This is a genomic window from Paenibacillus plantiphilus (assembly GCF_927798095.1).
Lineage (GTDB): Bacteria > Bacillota > Bacilli > Paenibacillales > Paenibacillaceae > Paenibacillus_Z > Paenibacillus_Z plantiphilus.
Window position 1 is genome coordinate 72,281 of the sequence record NZ_CAKMMF010000017.1, and the last position, 18,577, is coordinate 90,857.

At 49.6% G+C, this 18,577-nt stretch carries 18 protein-coding genes; 15 read left to right on the forward strand and 3 right to left on the reverse strand.

What is annotated here, in order from left to right; translation table 11 throughout:
* Window positions 1-5 precede the first annotated feature (5 nt).
* From recN to L6H65_RS15720, 5 genes are all read left to right on the forward strand, one after another.
* Entirely contained in the window at window positions 6-1,706 is a 1,701-nt protein-coding gene (gene recN / locus L6H65_RS15700; protein WP_236343539.1) for a DNA repair protein RecN, read from the forward strand.
* A gap of 122 nt (window positions 1,707-1,828) precedes the next feature.
* Entirely contained in the window at window positions 1,829-3,154 is a 1,326-nt protein-coding gene (spoIVB, locus tag L6H65_RS15705) for a SpoIVB peptidase (RefSeq protein ID WP_236343540.1), read from the forward strand.
* Between the two features lie 242 nt (window positions 3,155-3,396).
* Complete coding sequence (spo0A, locus tag L6H65_RS15710; RefSeq protein ID WP_236343541.1) at window positions 3,397-4,218, forward strand: sporulation transcription factor Spo0A; 822 nt, start codon at window positions 3,397-3,399, stop codon at window positions 4,216-4,218.
* 255 nt (window positions 4,219-4,473) lie between these two features.
* On the forward strand, window positions 4,474-4,815 hold the full coding sequence (locus L6H65_RS15715) for a hypothetical protein (RefSeq protein ID WP_236343542.1): 342 nt from the start codon (window positions 4,474-4,476) through the stop codon (window positions 4,813-4,815).
* 93 nt (window positions 4,816-4,908) lie between these two features.
* Window positions 4,909-5,121 (forward strand): helix-turn-helix domain-containing protein, encoded by a 213-nt coding sequence (locus L6H65_RS15720; RefSeq protein ID WP_236343543.1) that lies wholly within the window; start codon window positions 4,909-4,911, stop codon window positions 5,119-5,121.
* A gap of 322 nt (window positions 5,122-5,443) precedes the next feature.
* On the opposite strand, the gene L6H65_RS15725 is transcribed toward L6H65_RS15720, so the two are convergent.
* On the reverse strand, window positions 5,444-6,529 hold the full coding sequence (locus tag L6H65_RS15725) for a hypothetical protein (RefSeq protein WP_236343544.1): 1,086 nt from the start codon (window positions 6,527-6,529) through the stop codon (window positions 5,444-5,446).
* Between the two features lie 193 nt (window positions 6,530-6,722).
* Between L6H65_RS15725 and L6H65_RS15730 the strand changes: the two genes are divergently transcribed.
* On the forward strand, window positions 6,723-7,433 hold the full coding sequence (locus L6H65_RS15730) for an RNA polymerase sigma factor (protein WP_236343545.1): 711 nt from the start codon (window positions 6,723-6,725) through the stop codon (window positions 7,431-7,433).
* Between the two features lie 20 nt (window positions 7,434-7,453).
* Window positions 7,454-8,032: an ATP-dependent Clp endopeptidase proteolytic subunit ClpP gene (gene clpP / locus L6H65_RS15735; protein WP_236343546.1), complete on the forward strand. Its 579-nt coding sequence runs from the start codon at window positions 7,454-7,456 to the stop codon at window positions 8,030-8,032.
* A 505-nt stretch (window positions 8,033-8,537) separates the two neighbouring features.
* On the opposite strand, the gene L6H65_RS15740 is transcribed toward clpP, so the two are convergent.
* Window positions 8,538-8,834 (reverse strand): DUF2627 domain-containing protein, encoded by a 297-nt coding sequence (locus L6H65_RS15740; protein ID WP_236343547.1) that lies wholly within the window; start codon window positions 8,832-8,834, stop codon window positions 8,538-8,540.
* A gap of 207 nt (window positions 8,835-9,041) precedes the next feature.
* Between L6H65_RS15740 and lpdA the strand changes: the two genes are divergently transcribed.
* From lpdA to L6H65_RS15770, 6 genes are all read left to right on the forward strand, one after another.
* Entirely contained in the window at window positions 9,042-10,469 is a 1,428-nt protein-coding gene (gene lpdA / locus L6H65_RS15745) for a dihydrolipoyl dehydrogenase (protein WP_236343548.1), read from the forward strand.
* A gap of 122 nt (window positions 10,470-10,591) precedes the next feature.
* On the forward strand, window positions 10,592-11,623 hold the full coding sequence (locus tag L6H65_RS15750) for a thiamine pyrophosphate-dependent dehydrogenase E1 component subunit alpha (RefSeq protein ID WP_236343549.1): 1,032 nt from the start codon (window positions 10,592-10,594) through the stop codon (window positions 11,621-11,623).
* A gap of 1 nt (window position 11,624) precedes the next feature.
* On the forward strand, window positions 11,625-12,608 hold the full coding sequence (locus L6H65_RS15755; RefSeq protein ID WP_236343550.1) for an alpha-ketoacid dehydrogenase subunit beta: 984 nt from the start codon (window positions 11,625-11,627) through the stop codon (window positions 12,606-12,608).
* Window positions 12,609-12,724: 116 nt separating this feature from the next.
* Complete coding sequence (locus tag L6H65_RS15760; protein ID WP_236343551.1) at window positions 12,725-14,062, forward strand: dihydrolipoamide acetyltransferase family protein; 1,338 nt, start codon at window positions 12,725-12,727, stop codon at window positions 14,060-14,062.
* Between the two features lie 17 nt (window positions 14,063-14,079).
* Entirely contained in the window at window positions 14,080-14,811 is a 732-nt protein-coding gene (gene lipB / locus L6H65_RS15765) for a lipoyl(octanoyl) transferase LipB (protein ID WP_236343552.1), read from the forward strand.
* A gap of 136 nt (window positions 14,812-14,947) precedes the next feature.
* Window positions 14,948-16,081, forward strand: a complete 1,134-nt coding sequence (locus tag L6H65_RS15770) for a M20/M25/M40 family metallo-hydrolase (protein WP_236343553.1) — start codon at window positions 14,948-14,950, stop codon at window positions 16,079-16,081.
* Between the two features lie 103 nt (window positions 16,082-16,184).
* Here the strand turns inward: L6H65_RS15770 and mciZ are convergent, their stop codons facing one another.
* Window positions 16,185-16,376 carry a Z-ring formation inhibitor MciZ gene (gene mciZ, locus L6H65_RS15775; protein ID WP_236343554.1) on the reverse strand — a complete coding sequence of 64 codons (192 nt, stop codon included), beginning with the start codon at window positions 16,374-16,376 and terminating at the stop codon, window positions 16,185-16,187.
* Window positions 16,377-16,593: 217 nt separating this feature from the next.
* Here mciZ and L6H65_RS15780 point away from each other — a divergent pair, with 217 nt between their 5' ends.
* The gene (locus L6H65_RS15780; protein ID WP_236343555.1) at window positions 16,594-17,163 is read left to right on the forward strand and encodes an NUDIX domain-containing protein; all 570 of its coding nucleotides are present in this window, start codon (window positions 16,594-16,596) and stop codon (window positions 17,161-17,163) included.
* A complete protein-coding gene (locus L6H65_RS15785) occupies window positions 17,156-18,358 on the forward strand; it encodes an endonuclease Q family protein (protein WP_236343556.1) in 1,203 nt (400 codons plus the stop codon). The genes L6H65_RS15780 and L6H65_RS15785 overlap by 8 nt, the downstream gene beginning before the upstream one ends.
* Window positions 18,359-18,577: the final 219 nt, after the last annotated feature.

Consider the following 18,577-nt stretch of genomic DNA (forward strand, 5'->3'; position numbering starts at 1 on the left):
CGTTCATGCTTCGGGAGTTGTCTATTCGCAATTTGGCTGTTATTGAATCGGTTACCGTCCGTTTCCACGAAGGCTTCCATGTTCTGACGGGTGAGACTGGAGCCGGTAAATCGATATTAATCGATGCGCTTAGTCTTGTTGTCGGCGGCAGAGGATCATCTGATATGGTTCGCTACGGATGCGTCAAAGCGGAAATCGAAGCGATGTTCGAGCTCCCTTCTAATCATCCGGTCTGGGCTACATTACATGCATTCGGTATCGAAGCGATGCCCGAAGAGGGATTGGTTATCAGACGCGAGCTATCTGCGCAGGGCAAGAGCGTAAGTCGTGTTAACGGCCATATCGTTACGATGTCCATGCTTCGTGAAGCAGGCGAATGCCTCGTGAATATACATGGGCAGCATGAACATCAATCGTTATTCCGAACAGAGAAGCATCTGGAATGGCTTGATCTTTACGCAGGCGCTCAAGTTTCTGAAGTGCTGGAGCAATATAAATCGGTATATAGCCGCTACGAGCAGGTTCGCCAGCAGCTTAGAGAGCTGGAGGATACATCGCGGCAGAATATGCAGATGCTGGACCTGTACCGTTTTCAGATTGAAGAGATCGCTGCTGCAAAGCTTGTTCCTGATGAGGATGAGGCATTGGCCGAGGAGAAGCAGAAGCTTATGTATGCTGTTAAGCGTCGCGACAGTGCGTCAGAGGCTTATTCTCAGCTGTTCGGCGGCAAAGGGTTGGATGCGGTCAGCCGCGCGATATCCCGAATTGAAGATATACGGGAATTCGACCCGGCTGTCATCGGTCCCGTTCTGGAGCAGCTTCAAACGGCTTACTACGGTCTTGAGGATGCAGCATTTCAGATAAGGGATTATCGTGATGGCGTGGAGTCTGATCCCGAGCGCCTGGCAATAATAGAGGATAGATTAGACTTAATGCACAGCTTGAAGCGAAAGTATGGCGAGACGATACCCGATATTTTGTCCTATTTGAACAGGATTGAAACAGAAGCAGATCGGATCGAGAATCGAGACGAGCATGTTGGCAGGTTGCGTGAACAAGGTGCTGAATTGTATGAGCAGGCCATCAGCATAGGCGGGCAGCTGTCCCATCTTCGACGTGAGGCTGGTGATCGGCTTGCAATCGCAATTGAAGCGGAGCTGAGACAGCTTGGGATGGAGCGCACGACGTTCCGTGTTGAGCTGCGTCAGCAAGCCGAGAATGAGCGGCATCGGCTTCTGCAGAATGGAATTGATGAAGCAGCATTCATGCTGGCGCCTAATCCTGGGGAACCGCTGAAGCCATTGAACAAGATTGCATCAGGTGGTGAGATGTCACGAATTATGCTGGCGCTCAAAGCGATATTTGCTTCCATCGATCGGGTGCCTGTGCTTGTTTTCGATGAAGTCGATACAGGTGTAAGCGGACGAGCCGCTCAGGCGATAGCTGAGAAGATGTCCCGACTTTCCAGACAATGCCAAGTATTCTCGATTACTCATTTGCCGCAGGTGGCCTGCATGGCTGATCATCATTATGAGATTAACAAGACGATTGTCGCTGAACGGACCTCTACACATGTAACTGAGCTTGCGGACGTCTCGCGTATCGAGGAATTGGCTCGAATGCTTGGCGGTGTCGAAGTAACGGAAAAAACTCGCCATCATGCACAGGAAATGCTTGACTTGGCTTTCAGACTGAAGGGGGCGTAATGTAAGGGTTTCAGGGAATGTTTTTGGCGACATAAAACTGCGGGGGCAGGGATACCTTAAAGGTACGCAATTGGCGAACAACACATCTCGTCAAGCGATTGTTAACAGGGAGTGTGAAGTCATTGAATGCCAATCAGCGAAAGCGGTGGCTTGGTCTTCTTCTCGTAATCATCGTTTGCATGCTCGGTCTGTCCTCCCCCTTTCAACATTATGCCTCCTTTCCAAACGAGCTTCGTTTGTTCACCGGGCAGTTGAAGCAATTAGACTACGGCATGCCTGTTCATGCGCAGGTGACAGTTGATCCACAGATGTTAAGTGTTAATGGTTCAAACGATCGTTCCTTCTCAGTCAATTTGAATAAACCGCTATCTCTCCAATCCAGTCATAGCGGTGAAACGACGATGAAGTTGAAATTATTCGGTGCTATCCCTTTCAAGACGGTTAAGGTAAACGTCGTTCCCGATCTGCGCGTCATTCCTGGCGGACAGACAATCGGGGTAAAGGTGAAATCAGCCGGTATTATGATTGTAGGTCATCATCAGGTCGTTAATGGAAAAGGGTTGAAGGTATCACCAGGCGAGAGTGCGAAGCTGCAATTAGGCGATTTGATCGTTCGTATTAATGGAAATCACATCAATGAGGTTCAAAAGGTGGCAGAATTGGCTGAAAGCGCTGGAGGAACGAAGCAGCCCCTTCATCTAACTGTTAAGCGCGGCTCTCATTTATTCGAGACGAAGCTTAGTCCTGTTTATGATGTGGAAGATCGCGCGTGGAGGCTTGGACTCTATATTCGCGACTCTGCGGCGGGTGTTGGTACGTTGACCTTCTATGCCCCGGATCAAGGCGTTTACGGTGCTTTAGGACATGTCATCACTGACATGGATACACAAACACCGATCGAAGTGGGCGAGGGGCAAATTTTACAATCCAATGTAACCTCCATCAATAAGAGCCAAAGCGGGGAACCAGGCGAGAAACGAGCACATTTCATCAAGGAGAGCAAAGTTCTTGGCAATATCGAGAAGAACACGCCCTTCGGCATTTTCGGTAAAATGAAGGAGCTGCCCAACCATAGCTACAATGAACAATCTGTTCCAGTGGCATTTGCAGAAGAAGTGAAGGAAGGCCCTGCACAGCTGTTAACTGTCGTTAATGGACAGAAGGTGGAGCGATTCAATGTAGAGATCGTCCATGTTACGAGACAATCCTCACCAGCAACTAAAGGAATGGTAATCAAAATCACCGATTCCAGATTAATAGAACAGACAGGCGGAATTGTACAAGGTATGTCTGGCAGTCCAATAATTCAGAACGGGAAACTAATTGGAGCGGTGACCCATGTATTCGTCAATGATCCCACATCGGGTTATGGATGTTTCATTGAATGGATGCTGCAGGATGCAGGTGTGCTTCTAAAATCAGCAGGATTGAATCCAAAGGCGGCATAATGCCTCCTTCGGATTTTTCTTTTTTATGAAGGCATTATGAAGGTATTTTGTCGAATGAGTACGAAAAATGAGGTTACATGTAGTAAAATATTCATTATAAAACAAATGGATAAAAAAATAAAGAAAAATATTATTCGACAGAAGGAATTTGGTTTGGGATGTCGAAAATGTATGTTAGACATGAAGGATAGACGGAATGCGATATAAGAATGAAATGGATTTTTACTAAGGAGGATAAGACTTTGCAAAGAATTGAAGTTTTATTAGCGGATGATAACAGGGAGTTCACGAATCTGTTGTCGGAGTACATTTCAGAACAAAACGATATGGTAGTAACCGGCGTAGCTTACAATGGTGAAGAAGTACTCCGTTTGCTCGAAGAGACGAGCGACATGCCTGACGTTCTTATTCTGGATATTATTATGCCGCATTTGGATGGTCTTGGAGTTCTGGAGCGTTTGCGCGAAATGAATTTGTCTCCGATGCCGAAGATTATTATGCTTACAGCATTCGGTCAAGAGAATATTACACAAAAAGCGGTTCAGCTCGGTGCGTCTTACTACATATTGAAGCCGTTTGATATGGAGATTTTGGCTAATCGCATTCGCCAGTTGGTAGGGAATTCCAATGTGCTGTCATCCTCTTCATCTTCTTATTCCTCGACATCGTCGTCTATTATTAAATCGAATGTAGTGCCTATTGTGAAGGGCAAGAATCTGGATGCGAATATTACAAGTATCATACATGAAATTGGCGTGCCGGCCCATATTAAGGGCTACCAGTACTTGCGCGAAGCGATTACGATGGTGTATAACAACATCGAAATTCTCGGGGCGATTACGAAGACGCTTTATCCTGCAATCGCTGAGAAGTTCAAGACAACACCATCCCGCGTCGAACGCGCCATTCGCCACGCAATCGAAGTCGCCTGGACACGTGGTAACATTGACAGCATCTCGCACTTGTTTGGCTATACGATCAATATTAGCAAGTCGAAGCCGACGAATAGCGAATTTATCGCGATGGTGGCGGATAAGCTGAGAATTGAGCATAAGGTGAGCTGAAAGTAGCGGGACGCAGGTTTTCGGCTCCTGCACGGTCGTTGAAACGGTGAATTTACGGTTAGGGTCGCGTCACCGTTCCGATAAACTTTTACATTGCCATTGCGAAGGGTTTTTACGTCTTCACCTCCGTTTCTATGCATGCATTTATCGGATATTTGCGTAGTATGAATAGACAGTGTGTAAGATAGATTGGCAACAGAGACTATATGAAAGCCCTTTACGGAACCATTACGGTTCTGTACGGGGCTTTTCGTTATGTGTAGCGGTTTTTCACGCTCTTTATGGCACAATATTCTTGAAATTTATGACCCGTTCGACTCTCATCGAGGAATAAATTACGGCATGGAACGTGACGGCGATGAGATACCGCAGCCTACGCGATCCCTAGACGTTGAAGCAGCCGCCAATCAGACCGTCGTACTCTTCGAAGTTTGGATGCCGCCCTTCCGTGATGACATGGCGGAAAGGGCCGTTAAGAAAACGCTGACGATTCCTAAATGGCTTGATGAGCTGGCTGTCGAAAATAACGTTAACTTCTCTCGCGTGTTGCAGGACGGATTGAAGTCGCATTTAGGCGTGAGCGAACGCAGTAAATAAAAATGAAAAATAGGGAAGACTCGTTTATTAAAATGGTTCTTTTTTAGACAACAAAACATGCAATATCGTATAATTTTTTCGGAGGTGTTTTATGTGAAGATATCGGTTAATCCGCGTTTAAGCGAAATCTTAAAAGAACGTGCCATGACGCAAATGACGTTATCAGCGCTGTCCGGCGTTCCACAAGGCTCAATATCGCGTTTTGATAGTAATTCGCGCCACGAAGCCGCCCATATGTTCGCTATAGCGCGTGCCCTCGGTATTAACGTAGAGGAATTGTTTACCGTATCAGTAGACAAGACTTAGTCGGATCGACAACGTGTTTTCACGAGCGATAGACGACGATAATCAACGATAGATACAGACGTGAGCGATTCGAAGTGCCTACGTCAAGTAGCAAGTCGAAACCGACGAATAGCGAATTCTTAGCGATGGTTGCGGATAAGCTGCGGGCGGGGTTGTTCAGACAAAATTAGATTTCCGTAATAATAATCAATAACACGCGCTACAATTTCAAGCGAAGTGAGATTAGTCAATAACGCTTTTCAGTTTCAAATAGAAAACACCACTCGTATATTGGTTGCATAATGACCAGTAGGGAGTGGTGTTTTTAGAATTGTCATTGTACTCATTTCGTTCGAGAACGTATTGTCGATACAACACCGTCTTCAAAGTAGATATATCCTCGATTATCGTAAGCCCATTGCTCCCTTGTTCCATATTTGCTCTCCGTTGTATGAATACGATCAGGAGCGCCCCATGTGGAGTTCTCAACTTCTTGGGCTGTCATGCCGATTTGAGGATCATCTTTCTTAATGATCTCCATATTGCGGAAGCGATTCTCTTGTTCCCTGATTTTATTCACATCGGAACGATATTTCTTTTGAATGCTTTTAATTTCGGCAGCAAATGGCCCGTCATAATTTGCTTCAATTCGTGCAATTGATAGTATTATTGCTTCTTCCGACTGCTCCTCTTCAAAATATTTTGCCGCTGCATAGTTTTGAAGGGCGTTGTAGGTTGGGTTTGTAATGTCCTTGGAAGCCCCGATAATTATGGTGTCTTCCCTCACTTTTATATACTTTTTATCTTTTATCGTTTGAACAATATAGTCTATAGCCTTTTGACGCAATTCGTTTATTTCTTTGGAAAATACTCCTTTGTAATCCTCGGGGATATTTACAAACAGCGCTTTATTAATTTTTATGCGGTTTGCATAATCAGGCTTATACCCTGCTATTTCGAGATATTGCGAGATGATAGGATATGCGGCATCCTCGAAAATGGAGGAATTGATGACGTTTTTTGCTTCCAGAAATTTGCGTTCTTTAACGTAGGCGGCAATCTGCTGCAGCTCCAGCTCGCCGATCGTCGCTTGCAAATCTATGTAGAGCTGGCTAATTAAATCCTGATACGTGCCTTCATAATTACTTGGCAGTGCCTTGAATAACGTCAATGTCGGAGCATAATTGGCATAGTTGGCGGAAGCTGCTGCTTCGAACGCCAGCTTTGTATCCACATATATTTTCAATATGCGGGATTCTTTATAATCATCCGGCAGCTCAATTAATTTCGGTTGTGCCTGCTTCAATTGCCCTTGATCGATCAACTGCATAATGTGGAAATAATTCTGATCTCGATTGTCTGTTTCGTCCGTTTGGGAGCAGCTCGTAAGAAGTGAAGCAGCCAAAGCAACAGCTATGATGAGTTTCATATAAAAAATCCTTTCATGCTGCATAGTTTCGAAATTATAATGATTTTTTAATTTTATCATCCTTTAACGAAATATTACAATATAATGTAAAATACCACGTGTGAAGGAATGGAGCGCAGCAAAGCGTATCCTTTGCATCGTATGATTCGTTTACTATATGCAGCAAGCAGGCTGCAGCTTGGAGGTGGACGCTTTGATAAGCAATGGTGAAGGCACAGAGATGATTAGAGCGGCTCTGTATAAATTTTGCCTCACGCTGACGGAATCAATCTGGGATGCTGAGGACCTTGTACAGGAGGCTTTTTTGCGGGCATTACCCGTAATCAGTGGTAGCTGTCCCCATCCGAATCCAACAGCTTATGTGCTTCGCATCGCCAAAAATTTATGGGTGGATGGCATTCGGCACAGCCGTATGAAGGAGCGGGTGACGGTCAAGCTTGTCGATGAAACGGTTTCAATTGACAACTATGACCGATTTGAACTGGAGGAAGCGCTCTGTCTCATTACGAAGCAGCTGTCGCCGCTGCAGCGAACGGTATTTTTACTGCGGGATGTGTGCTGCTATAGAGGCTCTGAGGTCGCAGAATGGCTGCAAACTACGGAGGGTGCGGTCAAAGCGGCACTTAACCGAGCAAGAGCGGCGCTGGATGCCTGCAAAGGTAATCAATTGCATAAAGGGGACGAAGATAGGGCGGAGCTGGATGCCAGCCTGTTCCATGCCTATCTCAGCGCTTTGCGGCAGCATGACCCTCTGGCAATCATAAAGCTGGCGATGGCTCAGAATGATAGCGTGACCACGGTCCAGGCAATCGGTAGAAGCGAGGGGCAATCATCCTCCGGTCGCAGCAGGCAGCAGGTAACGGAAGCCTTCTGCCACCATACAGTGATGCTGTTTGCATCGTAATGAGAAAGGTGGACTACAAAATGAATTTGACTCCTTATGTCATCGAAACGACGAATCGCGGCGAACGAAGCTATGATATTTACTCCAGGCTTCTCAAGGACCGCATCATTATGGTGAACGGTGAAATTGAAGATAACATGGCGAATTCGATTGTTGCGCAATTGCTCTTCCTGGAAGCGGATCAGTCGGAGAAGGACATTCAACTCTATATCAATAGTCCGGGCGGCTCGGTTACTGCAGGGTTCGCGATTTATGATACGATGCAGTTCATACGCTCTGACGTGTCAACGATCTGTATGGGCCTAGCCGCCAGCTTCGGGGCCATTCTGCTTGCAGGAGGGACGAAGGGGAAGAGATTCGCGCTGCCAAGCAGCGAGGTGATGATTCATCAGCCGCTGGGCGGAGCGCGGGGGCAAGCTGCCGATATTCAAATCCACGCCAACTGGATATTGAAGACAAGGGAGAAGATTAATCGGCTGCTCGCGCATCATACCGGCCAAACGGAGGATCGTATTGAAAAGGATTCGGATCGTGATCGGTTCATGAGTGCTCAAGATGCGGTGGATTACGGGCTTGTGGACAAAATTATTACTCGTTAATTAGCGGGATTCGCAGATATTCGGATATATGAGAAGAGGCCGTCCCAGTAGTAGTTTCAACCAACTACAGAGGGAAAGCCTCTTTTTCTTATGAAGCTGAATCGGGTCACTTTCATGCAGCGCTAAACGGCCTGGGATTGTGCGCGATGTCCGCATTAAGACGTTTTTTTCTGCTTAACGCTGGCGAGATGTTCATTTGGAGTGCTGTAAGCAGATTTTTTCGGTTTAAAGTGGCAGAGAAAACGACCGGAGAGCCTTATCCGCTGCTATAACACGATTTTTCCTGCTTACAACGTCCTTCGTGCTGCCATTTCTTGCGTTAACACGATTTTTCCTGCTTACAGCGTAGCAGTAGAAGTAATAGGCTGTGCCTGTGTTGTATTGGGGACAGCTGTCGATTTTCGTGCTTGTGCCGTCGCAAGCATCCCCTTGCAGCAATCGGCTGTTGAGACAGCCTCTTCTTGTGTTCCTCCAGCTGAACGGAACTAACAAGCTATATGCTGGACTATTGGGCGCCGGGACGAGGCGGGCGCGGCTTCTTCTCGCGGAAGCGTGACGACAGATAATTGCGCTTGCGATCCCGGAAGAAGGTCCAGCCGCCGATAAAACCGACACCGATCAGAAATAAGACTAGACCGCCTATCATCATTCCCCATTCGAATTGAGGCTTGATCAACTCGTCTCCGTGTGCAGCATAGTAATGGAAGACGGCATCCTTCATTAGAAGAAATCCATAGGTAGCCCCAAGGCCAGGTATGACAAGAAGTAGAATAGCAATGAAGCGTGCGATGATTTGTTTCATGTTGGCAGATCCTCCTGTGTGGCAAGAACAGATACTTATTTATCATACCTTTTTGTCATTGCGCTGTCTAATTGCTTGGAGGAGATGTTTATCCAGACGACGAAAAAATGTACAATAGAAAGGAGATGTATTCAAATCTGTCAAGCAGAGGCTTCATAGCCTAATCATGAAGCCTGTCATACTATCTGTTGTGAGAGGGGAAAATCAATGACGATTCAATGCGACATTGCCATAATTGGCGGAGGCATTGCAGGATATACGGCTGCAATAAGAGCGGCGCAAGCAGGGAAGAAGGTCATTATCGTAGAGAAGGAGAAGCTTGGGGGCACTTGTTTGCATAAAGGCTGCATTCCCAGCAAAGCGCTCCTGCGCAGTGCTGAAGTCTATTCAACGATGCTTAAAGCAAATACATACGGTATTAAAGTAGCAGAGGGTGCGGTCACGCTTGATTTCGAAGGGGTGCAGCAGCGCAAGGAGGGGACGGTTGAGCAGCTGCACAAGGGGCTTCAACATCTGATGCGCAAGCATGACATTACGATTATGAATGGAAGCGGGCGAGTTATCGGACCTTCCATCTTCTCACCGCGCAGCGGCAGTGTTGCCGTTGAGCTTGCGGATGGCGAGATGGAGACGATTGTTCCAACCAATCTATTAATCGCAACAGGGTCGCGTCCACGCACACTGCCAGGTCTTGAGCCTGACGGACAGCATATTATGACAAGCGACGAGGCTCTTGTCATGGAGCAGCTGCCCCAATCGATTCTGATCGTCGGCGGCGGCGTTATCGGCGTGGAGTGGGCGTCGATGCTGGTCGACTTCGGTGTGGAGGTTACACTTGTCGAGACAGCAGCCAGACTGCTTCCCGGCGAAGATGCTGATGCATCACTTGAGCTTGCGAAGCAGCTGCGCCGTAGAGGCGTTCGCATTCTCACAGGCATTGAATTAATGACGGACACGTACCAATCAGAGGATGGACGAGTCTCTATTGAAGCGAAGACAGAGGAAGGCGTCGTCAAGCTTGATGCCGAGCGGATGCTCATTTCTGTCGGCCGTCAGGCAAATGTTGAGGGCATCGGTCTGGAGAATACAGATATTCGTGTCGAGAACAATGCCATCCGAGTAAATGCTTTCTTCCAAACGACTGAGCCTCATATTTATGCCGTGGGCGATGTGAACGGCGGACTGCAGCTGGCGCATGCGGCTGCACATGAGGGCATCATTGCTATTGATCATTTGCTGGGCGGCAAAGAGCAAGCGCCGAGCCCGACGAGAATTCCGCACTGCATCTATTCGCGCCCTGAAATTGCTTCAATCGGATTGACGGAAGATGAAGCCCGCAGAGGGGGGCATGATGTGAAGGTCGGGAAAATCCCCTTCCAAGCCATTGGAAAAGCGCTTGTCATTGGCGAAGCGGAAGGATTCGCCAAAGTTATTGCCGACAAGACGACGAATGATGTTCTTGGCGTCCATCTGATCGGGCCTCATGCGACTGATCTGATATCGGAGGCTTCGCTTGCCATGCTGCTGGATGCCGCTCCATGGGAGGTCGGGCATGTTATTCATCCGCATCCGACACTCTCCGAAGTCATTGGCGAGGCCATGCTTGCGGTTGACGGCAAAGCGATTTCCTTTTAATTATAGACGGGTGCAGCATGGGTAATAGGCAACATTTCTTTTTGCCCCGAAGTCAGTTATAATAGGTGTAACCAAGTCTTAGTACCAGGTTATAATAGCAAGTATAAGGAGGGCATCCCTTCATGAAGCAATCACAGTCGATTAAGAATGAAACCAAGCATGCAGAGCTTGGCCTTACAGATGAGCAAGCGATTGAAATGTATGTCACTATGATCACTTCACGGCGTTATGATGAGCGTTGTCTGCTGCTGCAGCGCGCTGGCAAAATTAATTTCCATGTATCCGGTATCGGCCAGGAGGCTGCTCAGGTTGGCGCGGCGTTCGCGCTTAATCGGGAGGTTGATTATTTCCTGCCGTATTATCGCGACTATGCGCTCGTGCTGACGCTGGGCATGACGCTCAGGGAGCTGATGCTGTCCCTGTTCGCTAAGGCCGAGGACCCTAACAGCGGCGGTAGACAGATGCCGGGTCACTTCGGGCACAAACGTCTGCGAATTGTTACGGGCTCCAGTCCGGTTACGACACAGGTCCCGCATGCGGTAGGTATTGCGCTGGCGGCGAAGATGAAGAAGAAGGAGCTTGTCACCTTCGTTACGTTCGGCGAGGGCTCCAGCAATCAGGGGGATTTTCACGAGGGCTGCAATTTTGCCGGCGTGCATAAGCTTCCGGTAATTCTTATGTGCGAGAACAATCAGTATGCCATATCGGTTCCGATGCATAAGCAGCTTGGAGGGCGCATATGCGACCGTGCCGCCGGATACGGGTTTCCCGGCGTTCGCGTGGATGGCAATGATCCGCTAGAGGTATTCAAGGTCGTGAAGGAAGCGCGCGCAAGAGCTATTGCCGGCGAAGGAGCAACCTTGATCGAAGCAATGATGTACCGGATCTCGCCGCATTCCACCTCGGATAATGACCTCGCCTATCGGACTAAGGAAGAGGTAGACGAGCATCGCGGCAAGGACGGGGTTGTGAAATATAAGCAATATTTGATCGAGTGCGGAATTTGGGATGAGGAGAAGGATGCCGAGCTGATGGTGAAGATTCGTGCGATGCTGGACGATGCTACTGAATACGGCGATAAAGCTCCTTTCCCTAAGCCAGAGGATATTCTTCTGCACGTCTATGATGGCGATCAAAGCCAAGGGGGACGTTAAGATGCCGGTGATGGAATATATTGATGCGATCCGCCTTGCGATGAAAGAAGAGATGGAGCGCGATGAGGATGTGTTCGTGCTGGGTGAGGACGTCGGCTATAAAGGCGGTGTATTCTCAACGACGAAGGGGCTCCTGGAACAATTTGGGGAAGACCGGGTCATGGATACGCCACTCGCTGAGTCGGCGATCGCTGGTGTAGCTATCGGCGCGGCCATGTACGGGATGAAGCCTATCGCAGAAATGCAGTATTCGGATTTTATGTTTCCGGCTACGAATCAGATCATAAGCGAAGCGGCGAAGATCCGTTACCGTTCCAATAATGATTGGTCCTGTCCGATCGTCATACGCGCGCCAATCGGCGGAGGCGTATTCGGCGGACTGTATCATTCGCAATGTCCAGAATCCGTTTTCTTCGGCACGCCAGGCTTGAAGATTGTGGCTCCCTTCCGCGCTTATGATGCCAAAGGCCTTCTGAAGGCTGCCGTGCGCGATCCTGATCCGGTCTTGTTCTTCGAGAATAAAAAGTGCTATAAGCTTATTGTTGGAGATGTGCCGGAGGATGACTACACAGTGCCGATCGGCGAAGCCAATGTGCTGCGCGAAGGCGATGATATAACGGTTATCAGCTATAGCCTGCCGCTGCATTTTATTTTGGAGGCGGCAGAAGAGCTGGAGGAAGAGGGCATAACCTCGCATGTTCTGGATTTGCGAACGCTGCAGCCGCTTGATAAAGAGAGCATACTTGCCGCAGCGCGTCGGACTGGCAAAGTACTCATTATACATGAAGATAATAAATTCGGCGGTATCGGCGGCGAGGTGTCTGCTATTATCGCGGAAGAGATGCTGTTCGAGCTGGATGCGCCAATTATGCGCTTGTGCGGACCGGATGTTCCGGCTATGCCGATCAATCCGCCGGGCGAGAAATTTTTTATGCTGAATAAGGATAAGGTTAAGGAAGCGATGAGGCAGTTGGCATTGTATTAGAATAAATGCTGCATGAAGTGTTCTTAGCATGGCTGGATGGAGGCTGCCGAAGCTGATATCTACAGCCAAGGAAGCTTGAACAGTGTAGCTTAGAAGACTTTTAGGAGTTGAATGGGATGAAGACGACCTTGACCGAAATCGTCATGCCGCAGCTTGCGGAGTCACTCGTATCTGCGACAATTGACAAATGGCTGAAGAAGCCCGGTGATACAATTGATATGTATGAGCCGATATGTGAAGTACTGACCGATAAAGTAAATGCCGAGCTGCCGTCAACAATTCGCGGAACATTAAGGAAGATATTGGTAGGCGAAGGTGAAAATGTGCCGGTAGGCACACCGATATGCATCATAGAATCAGAAGTGCTCGGCAGTAGCGAGAGCGGGGATTCAGGTGATGCGGGAACGGGAACCGCTCGCTTTGCAGCAGAGACTTCGGTCGCTAATGGGCAAGGCTCTGTTCAAGAAGAAGAAGGCGACACCAGCATGCGTCATCGCTATTCACCTGCTGTTCAGCAGCTGGCTGCCCAGCATGGCATCGTTCTTGCATCGGTTAAGGGTACAGGTCTTGGCGGCCGTATTACGCGCAAGGATGTTTTGGCGTATGCAGCCTCAGGCAATACGGGAACGCCTGCTGGCGCTGCTCCGGCGCAGTCGATCAATATGGACACGAAAGAGACTGTTCGTACGTCCGGTCTTCATCTGACGGAATCACCGCCGTTTCCTGCTATTGAAGTAGAGAATCTGCAGCAGGGACGAAGTGAATACATGATCGACGTGACGCCGCTTCGCAATACGATAGCCCGAAATATGCGGCAGAGCGTTACTGAAATTCCACATGCATGGACAACGATCGAGGTTGATGTTACGAATCTCGTCGTGCTGAGGAACAAGCTTAAGGACGAGTTCATGAAACGCGAAGGCGTTAACCTGACTTATTTGGCTTTCCTGCTCAAGGCGGTTGTGAATGCGATTAAGGATTACCCGATCATGAATTCGGTTTGGGCAGTGGATAAAATCATTGTGAAGCGGGATATTAATCTTTCGCTGGCGGTCGGTACGGAGGAAGGTGTCTGGACGCCTGTTATCAAGCATGCGGATCAGAAAAATATTGCCGGTCTGGCACGCGAGGTTGACGAGCTGGCTCGGAAGACGCGCGAAGGCAAGCTCACCATGTCCGATATGCAGGGTGGAACATTCACCATTAACAATACGGGCTCATTCGGCTCCATTCTCTCCTATCCGATCATCAATTACCCGCAAGCGGCGATTCTGACCTTCGAGTCTATCGTGAAGCGTCCTGTCGTCATTAATGATATGATAGCTGTACGTTCCATGGCCAACCTCTGTCTGTCGCTGGATCACCGGATTCTCGACGGCGTCATATGCGGACGGTTCCTGCAGCGTGTGAAGGATAATCTGGAAGGTTTCGATTTGGACACTAAACTGTACTGAAACGAGGCTAGAGAGCGATGACAACAACGAATGTCAAGACGCTCGACGTCAGCTATACGAACCTGATAGGCTACGCCGAAGCGTGGGATCTTCAGAGAACATATGTGAAACAAATTGACAAGGAGGAGCGACGAGAGACGCTTCTCCTGCTTCAGCATCCGCCGACTTATACGATAGGCTCCCAGAAGCATCCCGAGCACCTGCTTTTATCAGAGGAGCAGCTTGCGGAGCAAGGAATTGGCGTGTTCCAGATAGACCGGGGAGGCGATATTACCTACCATGGTCCCGGTCAGCTCGTCGGTTATCCGCTTCTCTATCTGGAGGCGCCGGGCCTTGATCTGCATGGTTATTTGCGCCAGCTGGAACAGGTTATTATTGACTGGCTTGGGGAGTATGGATTAGAAGGCGGCCGGAAGCCGGAATATACGGGCGTATGGATTGGCGATAAGAAGATCGCTGCAATCGGAGTGAAATTCAACAAGGCTCGCACTCGCAGGGGGTTCGTGACCAGTCACGGATTCGCGCTCAATGTGAAGGCAGGAATTGCGGAGGATGGCTTCAGAGGCATCGTTCCTTGCGGGATTCAGGATTACGAAGTGACCTCATTCGCGGATGCAGCGGGCATACATTTGACCGTTGAACAGGTTGCGAAGGAGATCCTGCCGCATTTTTGCCGGCAGTTCGGCTATGCGACTGCCGGCGGGACAGAGCTATTCGAACATCCAGCCGATGCCGATGAGCAGCGTTGACAGCAGCAAGGATATAATTAATAACCAGATAAAAACTCTCATCATTCGATTGGGGCGCATGTCAGCATACTCCTTTCGTACAGAATAAGTGCGTATAGGACTATTGTAAACGATTGAGAAGGATGGTGGAAGGCTGATGATTAACGAACAACGCATTGTGGATGAATTTATGGAGCTTGTACGGGTCGATAGCGAGACGGGGAATGAAAGGCAGATTTGCGATGTGCTGAAGCAAAAGTTCGCTTCGCTTGGGCTGGATGTGCAGGAGGATGATGCCGCAGCGAAAACAGGACATGGCGCTGGCAATCTGATCGCCAATCTGGGCGCTACACAAGAGGAGGCTGCTCCGACGATTTTCTTCACCTCGCATATGGATACCGTAATGCCTGGCAACGGAATTAAGCCGCAGCTCGATGATGACGGTTATATCCGCAGCGACGGCACGACCATTCTCGGAAGCGATGATAAGGCGGGCCTGGCTGCCATGCTGGAAGGCATTAAGGTTTTGAAGGAGCAGGGAATCAAGCACGGTCCTGTGCAGTTCGTCATTACGGTTGGCGAGGAATCGGGACTGCTCGGGGCTGGCGCCCTGGACAGGGAGCATCTGCAGGCTGCATTCGGGTATGCGCTTGATTCCAACGGCGCTATAGGCGATATTGCTGTTGCAGCGCCAACGCAAGCGAAGATAACGATCAAAATATTCGGGAAATCGGCGCATGCGGGTGTTAATCCCGAAGACGGCATCAGCGCGATTCAAGTAGCGGGCAAGGCAATAGCCCGCATGTCGCTTGGACGCATCGATCATGAGACGACTGCTAATATTGGTCGTTTCGAAGGCGGCGGCGCAACGAATATTGTATGCGATTATGTGAAGCTGGATGCTGAGGCGAGAAGCATTGTGCAGGATAAGCTGGATAAGCAGGTTGCTGCGATGCGCGAAGCTGTTCATTCGGTCGCAGCGGAATATGGAGCCCGTGCAGAGTTTGAAAGCGATCTTATCTATCCTGCTTACTCGTACAGTGATGGTGATGCGGTAGTCGAGCTGGCCAAATCAGCCATTACGGCGATTGGCGCTGAACCGCGGACCTTCCATTCAGGCGGCGGCAGCGATGCTAATATTTTCAATGGATTAGGTGTGCCGACCGTTAATCTTGCTGTTGGCTACGAGCATATCCATACGACGAAGGAACAGATTAAAGTCGCCGATTTGGTTAAGACGGCTGGGCTAGTTGTTGAAATTATTTCACAGGCGGCCAAAAAACAAGCATAAGAAACGGCATAGGCAAGGGGCAATAGGCAATAGGGAAGAGAAGCGGACAGCAGGCGGCCGCGACTCTTCCCTATCTGACATTCTATATACGTGTAAGCAGTGGCTACAGCAGCCGCTTTCTGGCTTGCTTATACTGCAAGGGACGCCGGTGTTCCAAATAGTCGCTTAATGTGGACGCGCGCTGATCTTCCTTGCTGCGGACAGCGCCTTGCTTCATCATTAGCCGGAGCTGATGACGGATTTCCCAGGCCTTGCCAACAAGCATGAGCTTGCTTGTAACGGAATATTGTTTCATGAAACATACCCCCTTAATTGGTTATTAATCACAAATGTCATTATAGTAAGCACGTCGAACTATTTTATTTGAAGAGCTTTGCAATTGGGCTGCGCTCCCTGCATGATCAGCATATGAAGATAGGGGACAACTTATGACTGAAGCTTATTCTTAAAAGCGGCTGCAGTCGGGCAGCATTCATCTCGCGTCTATGAGCGGATAAGGAGTGTTCGTAATTATGTTGAAAAAAACAGATGAATTTCGCGAAATCACGATGAAGACAGAGCCGATATTCCAAGGCAAGGTCATCTCGCTGCAGGTGGATACGGTACAACTTCCGAACGGAGGAACAGCTACGCGCGAAATCGTGAAGCATCCCGGAGCGGCAGCTGTGCTTGCATTAATAGACGGCAAAATGCTGGTGGTAGAGCAATACCGGAAGCCGATGGAGAAATTCCAGATTGAGATACCAGCAGGCAAGCTCGATGCGGGCGAGGAGCCTATAGCAGCCGCAGCCCGCGAGCTTGAGGAAGAGACGGGCTACCGAGCCGGCCGCCTTCGGCCCATCAATGCCTTCTACACCTCGCCGGGATTCGCCGATGAGAAGCTGTTTCTCTTCTTGGCAGAGGATCTCGTGAAGGGTGACAGCAGACCGGACGAGGACGAATTTCTCGCTGTGGACGCTATAACGTTCGAGCAGGCGCAAACCTATATTCGCGAGGAACGGATCAGCGATGCGAAGACAATTCTTGCCGTATACGCGTGGCAAATTTACCGGCTGACAGGGAAAATCCAGCAGTATGAATAGCGCGGATATGAAGCGGGTTTTCGCTGATCTGCATATCCATATCGGCCGAACAGAGAGCGGGGCTCCAGTGAAGATAAGCGCCAGCCGCGACCTGACCTTTCGCAATATTGCTCATGAAGCTGCCGTTCGGAAAGGGATTGGGCTGCTTGGCGTGATCGATTGTCATTCGCCCGGTGTGCAGCAGGATATCATGGATCTGCTCCATGCAGGCGAGATGGCTGAAGCTGAGGGCGGCGGGATTCGTTATAAAGCAACGACGATACTGCTCGGTGCGGAGATTGAGGTGAGGGACCCTGGCTGCGGCCCAGCGCATCATCTGGCGTATTTGCCGACACTGGCATCTATGCAGTCATTCTCAAGCTGGATGAGCCGGCATATGCGCAATATCGGACTCAGCTCGCAGCGTATTTATGTACCTGCACGAGAGCTGCAGGAGGAAGTGAAGGGCCGGGGCGGGTTATTCATTCCAGCTCATATATTCACACCGCACAAGAGCCTGTTCGGCAGCTGCTCGGACACGCTGGAGGAAACATTAAATCCCGACATGGTAGATGCGGTCGAGCTGGGTCTTAGCTCAGACAGTACGATGGCCGGCTGGATTCCTGATCTGGACAGACTTCCCTTTGTCACAAATTCCGATGCGCATTCTATCGCCAAGATCGGACGCGAATATAATGTCATGCGCATGGCTGAGCCTTCATTCGACGAGCTGGCGCTTGCTCTGCGGGGCGGAAGCGGACGGGCTATACTTGCGAATTATGGCCTCAATCCGCTGCTTGGCAAGTACCACCGGACCTATTGTCTGAACTGCGGATCATTGGCGGATGAGGAAGCCGCCTCCGAGCGATGTCCGCTGTGCGGCAGTCCAAAGCTGGTACGAGGCGTTATGGATCGAATCGAGCAGCTAGCGCAGTATGCGGGAAGAGAGCGATCCTATGACGGAGGGGGCAGACCACCCTATATTTATCAGGTTCCGCTGGAATTTGTTCCGGGGATTGGCAAACGTACGCTGGAAAAGCTGCTGGAGCGTTTCGGAACCGAGATGGCGGTGCTGCATGATGCTTCCCTGGAAGAAATCGCCGAGGTTGTCGGCTCATCTACCGCAAGTGTTATTGGCAGCGCCAGAGCCGGAACGCTGCAGCTTGATACAGGCGGGGGAGGGCGCTACGGCAGAGTGTCGGGTAATCAGGAGTAGCGAGGAGGGCGCACGAAGTTCGCGCCGAGCGCAGCTCCAAGTGCGCGATGTTTCGCTGCAAAGAGGCAGCGAAGAACGGCGCACGAAGCTCGTACCGAGCGCAGCTCCCAGAGCGTGGTGCTTCGCTGCACGACGGCAATCGGTCGACCACATGTCCCATTCCTTGTCCAAGTTAACGGCATAGGAAGAGGGGCTTGGACATACACTTAACCATTCGAA

Bases quoted from the DNA above. Each gene is read 5' to 3' on its own strand.
- L6H65_RS15755 (WP_236343550.1), top strand. From the start codon at position 11,625: ATGCCGGTGATGGAATATATTGATGCGATCCGCCTTGCGATGAAAGAA.
- L6H65_RS15740 (WP_236343547.1), bottom strand. From the start codon at position 8,834: ATGAAACAAATCATCGCACGCTTCATTGCTATTCTACTTCTTGTCATA.
- clpP (WP_236343546.1), top strand. From the start codon at position 7,454: ATGAATTTGACTCCTTATGTCATCGAAACGACGAATCGCGGCGAACGA.
- L6H65_RS15780 (WP_236343555.1), top strand. From the start codon at position 16,594: ATGTTGAAAAAAACAGATGAATTTCGCGAAATCACGATGAAGACAGAG.
- lipB (WP_236343552.1), top strand. From the start codon at position 14,080: ATGACAACAACGAATGTCAAGACGCTCGACGTCAGCTATACGAACCTG.
- L6H65_RS15750 (WP_236343549.1), top strand. From the start codon at position 10,592: ATGAAGCAATCACAGTCGATTAAGAATGAAACCAAGCATGCAGAGCTT.
- L6H65_RS15725 (WP_236343544.1), bottom strand. From the start codon at position 6,529: ATGAAACTCATCATAGCTGTTGCTTTGGCTGCTTCACTTCTTACGAGC.
- lpdA (WP_236343548.1), top strand. From the start codon at position 9,042: ATGACGATTCAATGCGACATTGCCATAATTGGCGGAGGCATTGCAGGA.
- L6H65_RS15715 (WP_236343542.1), top strand. From the start codon at position 4,474: ATGTGTAGCGGTTTTTCACGCTCTTTATGGCACAATATTCTTGAAATT.
- L6H65_RS15770 (WP_236343553.1), top strand. From the start codon at position 14,948: ATGATTAACGAACAACGCATTGTGGATGAATTTATGGAGCTTGTACGG.
- mciZ (WP_236343554.1), bottom strand. From the start codon at position 16,376: ATGAAACAATATTCCGTTACAAGCAAGCTCATGCTTGTTGGCAAGGCC.
- L6H65_RS15760 (WP_236343551.1), top strand. From the start codon at position 12,725: ATGAAGACGACCTTGACCGAAATCGTCATGCCGCAGCTTGCGGAGTCA.
- recN (WP_236343539.1), top strand. From the start codon at position 6: ATGCTTCGGGAGTTGTCTATTCGCAATTTGGCTGTTATTGAATCGGTT.
- L6H65_RS15785 (WP_236343556.1), top strand. From the start codon at position 17,156: ATGAATAGCGCGGATATGAAGCGGGTTTTCGCTGATCTGCATATCCAT.